The 5,100-nt window shown below is 66.2% G+C and carries 3 protein-coding genes and 1 pseudogene; 3 read left to right on the forward strand and 1 reads right to left on the reverse strand.

Going from position 1 to position 5,100, the window contains the following annotated elements; all coding sequences use genetic code 11:
• The first annotated feature begins 118 nt into the window (after positions 1-118).
• From BGO16_RS07735 to BGO16_RS18125, 3 genes and pseudogenes are all read left to right on the forward strand, one after another.
• Positions 119-1,762, forward strand: coding sequence for a Mu transposase C-terminal domain-containing protein (locus BGO16_RS07735; RefSeq protein WP_292618039.1), 1,644 nt, complete (start codon positions 119-121; stop codon positions 1,760-1,762).
• Positions 1,759-2,676 carry a TniB family NTP-binding protein gene (locus tag BGO16_RS07740; protein ID WP_292618040.1) on the forward strand — a complete coding sequence of 306 codons (918 nt, stop codon included), beginning with the start codon at positions 1,759-1,761 and terminating at the stop codon, positions 2,674-2,676. Before BGO16_RS07735 ends, BGO16_RS07740 begins: the two co-directional genes overlap by 4 nt.
• Positions 2,673-3,092: pseudogene (locus tag BGO16_RS18125) on the forward strand (TniQ family protein); the annotation flags it as partial. The gene BGO16_RS07740 and the pseudogene BGO16_RS18125, both read left to right, overlap by 4 nt.
• Before the next feature lie 676 nt (positions 3,093-3,768).
• Here the strand turns inward: BGO16_RS18125 and BGO16_RS07745 are convergent.
• Positions 3,769-4,701 carry a recombinase family protein gene (locus tag BGO16_RS07745; RefSeq protein WP_292618041.1) on the reverse strand — a complete coding sequence of 311 codons (933 nt, stop codon included), beginning with the start codon at positions 4,699-4,701 and terminating at the stop codon, positions 3,769-3,771.
• Between the last annotated feature and the right edge of the window lie 399 nt (positions 4,702-5,100).

Genomic DNA, 5,100 nt, shown 5'->3' on the forward strand with positions numbered 1-5,100 from the left:
GGATTGAATTTGATTGATTTTTAACACGTTCGGCTCACCCTAATTCGGCGGATTCAGCCGAGTTCGCTGGAATCTTACCCTCATTCGCTGGATTCGGGCGAGTGCAAAGGACGGCGACGTGCGGCCCAATCGAGACAAGCTCGATATTGACGACGTCAAGTGGCAGGACGCGGTTGCGCGCGAGGCGATCGTCAGGCCGCTTGCGAGCGTGACGCGTTTGTCACCGCTTGATGTCGCAACGGCCTGCCGGATTCTGGGGCTGCGGCGGAGCCGGCTCTATGCGCTGATCGAGCGGTATCGGACCGCTCCGGTGACGAGTTCACTGGCGTCGGCGATACCTGGCCCCAAGAGAGGATCTCGACGTCTTAGCGACGAGATGGAAGCCCTCATCGAGGAAGCGATCAGCGATACATATCTGACCCGTCAGAAGGCATCGGTCAGCGCACTACATGACCATGTTCGACACCTGTGCCGGGCACGGGGGCTGGCTATTCCATCGTGGAAAGCCGTGCGCGCGCGGGTCGACCGGATTGATCGCCACAGACTTGTCAGCGGGCGCGAAGGCGGCAAGGCGGCGCGCGATCGCCTCAAGCCGGTCGCTCAGGAATACCGAGCCGATCACGCGCTCCATATCGTCCAGATCGATCATACTCTTGTCGATCTCTTCGTGGTCGATGCCGTGCATCGCCGTCCAATCCAGCGGCCGTGGCTGACGCTGGCGATCGACGTGGCCAGCCGCATGGTGGCGGGGTTCTACCTGAGCCTGGAAGCGCCGTCGTCGGCATCGGTCGCCCTGGCGATGCACCACGCCGTGACACCGAAAGCCCGTTGGCTTGCAGCCCACGGTATCGATCTCGATTGGCCGGTGTCGGGCTTGCCGGACATCGTCCATGTCGACAACGCGCGCGAATTCCGCGGCCGGGCATTGGCGCGAGGGGCGGCCGAGCATGGCATTTCGCTGATCCATCGGCCAGTGGCGACGCCGCACTATGGCGGCCACATCGAGCGCATGATCGGCACCGTGATGGGCGCGGTCCATATGCTGCCGGGCACCACCTTCAGCACGATTGCCGCGCGCGGCGACTACGATCCCGAGCGTCACGCCTTGATGACGCTCGACGAGCTCGAATGCTGGCTCGCCCTCGAGATTGTCGGCCGCTATCACCTCGATATCCATGGCAGCCTGCACCTGCCGCCGAATGTTGCGTGGCGGGATGCGGTGGATCGTCGCCGCGTGCCCTTGCGGCACCCGCATGATGAACAGCGCTTCCTGTACGACTTCTTGCCGTTTGAGGAGCGCAGCATCCGCCGCGATGGGCTGCATCTCTTCGGCCTGCGCTACTGGGACGACGTGTTGAGCCCCTGGGCGGGGCGTCTCGATCGCCGGTTGCGGATCAAATTCGATCCGCGTGATCTGTCCTGCGTGTTCGTTGAGGGACCCGACGGGGTGCATTGGCCCGTGCGCTATGCCGATCTGAGGCGCCCGCGCATCACGCTGGGAGAGCATCGGCACGCCTTGGCTGCCCTGAAACAGCGGGGCGTGCGGCTCACCGACGAGCAGTTGATCTTCGACACGATCGAGGCCCAGCGTGGCCTTCTCGAAGCCGCCGCGGCGAGCACCAAAGCGGCGCGCCGGCAGGTCGAGCGGCGCAACCGATCGCTGGTCGCCGCGGAGCGGCATCCGCCATCGCCTACGGTCTTTGCTGATCGTGAGGAAGAAGCCACGCCTCTGCCCCTGCTGGCGGTCGAGGAATGGTCATGAGCGACTTTGTCCATCTCCTGCCGCCCTATCGGCCTCACGCCGCGCTGTCTGACGCGGAGCGGATCGCCTGGATCCGGGCGGATCGGTGGCTGGACCTCGACCAGGCCCGGTTGGCGCTCGCTCGCCTCGAAGATCTTCTGGCTTACCCGCCACGCGATCGGATGCCGTGCCTGCTGCTTTACGGCGATACCGGCATGGGCAAGACCAAGATCATCCGCAAGTTTTTGCGGGATCATCCCGCGTGCTTCGACAAGGGGACAGGGGTCACGACCATGCCGGTGGTCGCCATGCAGATGCCGGCCGAACCGGTCGAGCGCGACGTCTACAGCGAATTGCTGGCCGCGCTGGGCGTGCCGGGGCCGCTTGACGGCGCGGCGCATCGGCAAAAGGAGATCTGCCGCAGCCTCTTGCGCAGCATGGGCGCCCGCATGCTGATCATCGACGAGATTCACGCCATGCTCGCCGGCAGTTTCCGGCAGCAGCGGATCTTTCTCAACGTCATCCGGTTCCTGGCGAACGACCTCAGGGTGCCGCTCGTCTGCGCCGGAACGGATCTTGCCCGCCAGGCGCTTCTCACCGACCCCCAATTGGCCGAACGCTTCGAAGCCCTGCACCTGCGGCGCTGGACGAATAATGGGCATCTGACGCAGCTGCTGGCCAGCCTGGCGACGATCCTGCCGCTGCGGCGCCCTTCGGCCCTGGAAACCACCGCCATTCGCAAACGCGTGCTCGAATTGACCGACGGGGTCACGGTTCGAATCTTCCGGCTGATCGAGACGGTGGCGGTCGAAGCCATCCGCTCCGGCGTGGAGTGCATCAATCCGGACAGCTTTGACACTGAAGAGCTGGTGCTGCCGCTGGTTGCGATGACGCGCGCGGCCGAGAGAGGGCTGCAGCGGCGAGGCGTCGGATGAGCGAGGACCCGCGCGTCCTGCCGATTGCGCCCCGGCCGATGGAGGGGGAACTGCTCTCGTCGTGGCAGAGACGGGTTGCTTGTCGATATGGCCTCTCCAGCGACGGACTGGCCGTCCTGCTGGGTGCAAAGCCCGCTCACGGCGGCATGACAGGGTTCGCGGAGCGAGATTTTGCGCCGGATGCCGAGCAGGTGCGTGCGTGGGCGAGGGCGGCCCAGATGGAGGAAGGAGCACTGCGGGCCCTTGCGCTGTCCGCAGGGTCGCGGCCGCAAGGTTGCTATGTATGGGGGGAGGGCACCCAGACAGGGGCCTTTCGGAATCCGGTTTGCGTGGCTTGTCTCGATGACGATGCGGATGGCGGCCGCGACCATCACATCCGCAGGGCCTGGGCGCTCGTCGAGACGGTCGCCTGCACCCGACATGACCGCGGCTTGATTGAGATGTGCCCGCACTGCCTGAGCAACATGGGGTGGCGGTTCAAGACCTGTGATGAGGGTGCTGTCCGCATCGTCTGTGTCCGGTGCACCCGCGTGGTTCGGGCCCGGCCCTCGCCGATCCTCCCTGCCAATTCGCGGTTTCGGGCGGCTCTGAGGGCTCTGTCGGCGGGCCTCGGCGACGTCATTGACAATGAACCATCGGTCGCCGGCGAAATGCTGCGCGTGGCGCGTCTGCTTTGGGCGACGCCCCGCGGTCGTAGCCTCACGCCGTTCATCGCTCGCGTCCTGACCGATCGGCCCTTGCCGTCGGTGGAAGCCCAGGTCGATCGCAGCGAGCCGCTGGCGACAATCCCGCTGGGCTGGCGGATGGCGACGCTGATCGCGGTCGCGCAGCTACTCGATCTCGCCGATGCGCGCCGGGATTTCGGGATGCCCTCCTTCAGCCTTGAGCGGCTGATGGATTGGACAGGGGACAGCCCGTCTAGGAGGCCAATCAATAAAACGCGCCCTGTCGCGCCGGAGTCCTCTCGGGGTCGCCGGCCGCAGCGAGACATGGCGGACTATCGCGCCATGGCTGACGCCATCCTCGCGAGCACGGAGTGGCGGCAGGTGCAGGGCCAAAGCGTGGCCACCCGCCAGCGCATGCTCGGACGGCTCATGATCCGAGCGCTGGATCGTGCACCGCAAGTCCGAGGCGGCGCGCCTGATCCAGCAGCGACTTTACGGAGGAGGCCGCCCATTGCCGGCCGCCGCGTGGCGTGCGCTCCCGCATCTTTTCCAATTGCGCCGCGATGTCGCGCAGGCTGAGCTCCGGATCGGCGATGGCAATGCCGGCGACCAGGGTCATGAGCCGGTCCTCCGGGGGCCGCCGCGGCGATCGTTTGATCAAGTCCGCCGCCGCCATCCTCTCGCGGACCAGCCGGTGAACCGCGCGGCGCAACTTTTCGACCGTCCAACGCTGGCCTTTGTGGTTCAGCACCCGCGCGACGTCGTCCCAGCTGTGTTGTGGCCGCATCCGTTGCACGGTCGGCAGCCAGGTCGGAGCCGAAGCAATCAGGTCGCCGATATAGACGCGCTGCCGCGCCGCGGAGGCCGCGCGGATCGCCTCCGGCCGGCGCTCACGCAGGCCAGGATTGCCGGCCAACTTGCCGCGCGCCTTCGCCGCGCGCATGCCGGCCTTGGTGCGCTCGGCGATCAGCGCCCGCTCGAGCTGGGCCACGGCGCCCAGCACCTGCAGCGAGAACATGCCCTGCGGCGTCGAGGTGTCGATCGGATCGCGCAGCGACCGGAAATGCGCCCCGCGCGCCTCGAGGTCCTCGATCACCGCAAGCAGATGGCTCACCGAGCGCGCCAGCCGGTCGAGCCGCACGACCACCAAGACGTCGCCGACGCCGATCTCGCGCATCAGCCGGGCCAACACTGGCCGAGCCCGAGACGCCCCGGATCCGTGCTCCTGGTGCAGGATCTGGCAGCCGGCAGCCCGCAGCTCGTCGACCTGGGCGTCCGTCGCCTGCTCCTCGGTCGAGACGCGGGCATAGCCGATCAGGCGTCGGATCGGTCGGGGAGGGGAGGCGTAAGCTGTGGCCATGGACTTTCCGGCGGCGATTCAGGCCTCTTTGTACAATATCGCAAAATTGGGAGAAAGGAACCTTTGCAGACGTGTTTTATCGAGCCCGTCAGGAGGCCGTAGAGCCCGATCGCGCGCTTCTGATGGCCTCCGGAACCGGCGAGAGGCAGAAGAGCCGTCGACGGGCTTCTGAAGGGAAATCAGGCGATTACAGAGGTCTAGCGACCAACGAGGCCAGAAACACGCGTGCGGGGCTCAATCCGCCGCTGGCGCAGGGCCCTAACGGCCCAGAATCCACTGATCTAGGACGCACGGTCCGCTCAATGAGAGCGAGAAATCCACCGATTTGCGGTGAGCGGCGCCGAAAAACCGCATGTTTCCGGGCGATTCCAGCGATCTCGGCCAAGTGACATCGCTGAT

Source organism: Nitrobacter sp. 62-23 (genome assembly GCF_001897285.1).
Lineage (GTDB): Bacteria > Pseudomonadota > Alphaproteobacteria > Rhizobiales > Xanthobacteraceae > Nitrobacter.

Excerpts from the sequence above, each read along its gene's own strand:
- BGO16_RS07745 (WP_292618041.1), bottom strand. The coding sequence starts at position 4,701 with ATGGCCACAGCTTACGCCTCCCCTCCCCGACCGATCCGACGCCTGATC.
- BGO16_RS07740 (WP_292618040.1), top strand. The coding sequence starts at position 1,759 with ATGAGCGACTTTGTCCATCTCCTGCCGCCCTATCGGCCTCACGCCGCG.